Annotated in this window: 2 protein-coding genes; both read left to right on the forward strand. The window is 75.3% G+C overall.

Features of this window, described 5'->3' with window-relative positions; all coding sequences use genetic code 11:
• Positions 1 to 117: 117 nt before the first annotated feature.
• Positions 118 to 612, forward strand: coding sequence for a hypothetical protein (locus tag ACFUEL_RS39180; protein ID WP_380242915.1), 495 nt, complete (start codon positions 118 to 120; stop codon positions 610 to 612).
• A gap of 3 nt (positions 613 to 615) precedes the next feature.
• The gene (locus ACFUEL_RS39185) at positions 616 to 1,845 is read left to right on the forward strand and encodes a PP2C family protein-serine/threonine phosphatase (RefSeq protein WP_380242916.1); all 1,230 of its coding nucleotides are present in this window, start codon (positions 616 to 618) and stop codon (positions 1,843 to 1,845) included.
• Positions 1,846 to 1,914 lie beyond the last annotated feature (69 nt).

Consider the following 1,914-nt stretch of genomic DNA (forward strand, 5'->3'; position numbering starts at 1 on the left):
CCGCCCGGAGCGCACCACCCGGGCGGCTTTTGTGTCGGTCCACCCGTTGGGCACCGGAATGTCGGGCATACGTGCGGCGTACCCGGAGGCTTTCGGCGATCGAGGAGGCGGTCAGCGGTGATGCTGCTGTGTCTGGGGGTGGTGGCGGGCTACGTGCTCGTGGGGTTGCTGACGGCGCGGGCGGTCTTCCGGCGGGGGCGCGAGCGCTTCCTGCGGGCGGGCGGCGCGCGGCGGGTCGGCGCGTTCGAACGGCAGGAACGGCAGCAGACCGAGGCGTTCGCGCTGTGCACGGGCGCGCTGTGGCCGGTGGCGCTGCCGGTGCTGGCGCTGCACGGCCTGGTGGGGGTGGTGGCGCTGGACCGCGGGCGTCCCGCCCCCGCCGTCCGTCCGGAGCCGTCGGAGGTGGCGGCCCGGATCGAGGAGCTCGAACGGGACCTTCGCCTGGGCCCGCACGCCGTGCCCCCGCCCCGTCCGGTCGAGGGCCGGGCGCGCCGGGAGGGCCGGAGGAACCGGGAGGGCTGGGAGGCGGCGGGCGGTGTTCCGTGCGGCGCCTCCCGGCCCTCGGAGCAGCGGGCCGGGGCCGCCCGGGCCCGGCGTCCACGATCGGTTTGAGAGATGCCTGACGAGACACCGCCGCTGAACCTTGGCGAGCAACTGCTGGAGCGGTTCCTGACCGCGGGCCGCACCCTCGATCCGGGGGAGGCGCCGCGCTTCGCCGAGCAGTACACCCGGGCGCTGGGCCTGGGCTCGGCGGCCGTGTACCTGGCCGACATCCAGCAGCACCGCCTGGTGGCCCTGGCCGAGGGGCCGGACCTGCCGATCGACGGCACGCTGGCGGGCTGGGCGTTCCGGACCGGGACGATGCGGGTGGCCGAGGACACCGAGACGGGCCTGGTGGCCTGGTTCCCGCTGACCGACGGGGCCGAACGGCTGGGCGTGCTGGGGCTGCGCGCGCCGTCGCTGGACCGGGAGGCGGTGCGGCGCTGCCGGCTGCTGGCCTCGGTGCTCGCGATGGTGATCACCTCCAAGCGGGACACCAGCGACAGTTACGCGCACGGCACCCGGGCCGACACGATGAGCCTGCCGTCCGAGATGCTGCGGGCCTTCCTGCCGCCGCGCACGGTCTGCACCGACCGGGCGATCTCCACCGCCGTGCTGGAGCCGGCCTACCGGCTGGGCGGGGACGCGTTCGAGCACTCGCTGGCCGACGGGGTGCTGCACGCCGCGGTGCTGGACGCGATGGGGCACGACCTGGCGTCCGGCCTGACGGCCGCGCTGGCGCTGGGCGCCTGCCGCAACGCCCGCCGCAACGGCGCCGACCTGCCGGACCTGGTGGACACGATCGACGAGGCGCTGCACACCTGGTTCCCGGACCGTTTCGCCACCGGGGTCTTCCTGCGGCTGGACATCGCCACCGGCACCCTGCACTGGGCGAACTGCGGGCACCCGCACCCCCTGCTGATCCGCTCCGGCGAGGTGGTGCCGGGCGCGTTGGACGGGCCGGGCGAGCTGCCGCTGGGGCTGGCCCACTACACGGGTGCCGCGCGGACGGTGCGGACCTTCTCGTTGAAGCCGGGTGACCGGCTGCTGATCTACACCGACGGGGTGGTGGACGCGAAGGGCTCCAACCACGAGTTCTTCGGGCTGTCCCGGTTCACCGACTTCGTGATCCGGGCGGCCGGCGCCGGGGAGACGGCCCCGGAGACGCTGCGGCGGCTGATGCACGCGATCCTGGAGCACCAGGACGAGGGACTCACCGACGACGCGACCATCATGATGATCGAGTGGCAGCCGCTCGCCCCGCCGCTGGTGGACGACACCCGCCCCCGCGTCCCACGCTGGTGAGCCCGTCCGGGGTGAGCCCGCGCTGGTGAGCCCGTCCGGCACGCGCACGCACGCCGGCGGCGGAGGCTC

The organism is Kitasatospora sp. NPDC057198 (genome assembly GCF_042670125.1).
GTDB lineage: Bacteria > Actinomycetota > Actinomycetes > Streptomycetales > Streptomycetaceae > Kitasatospora.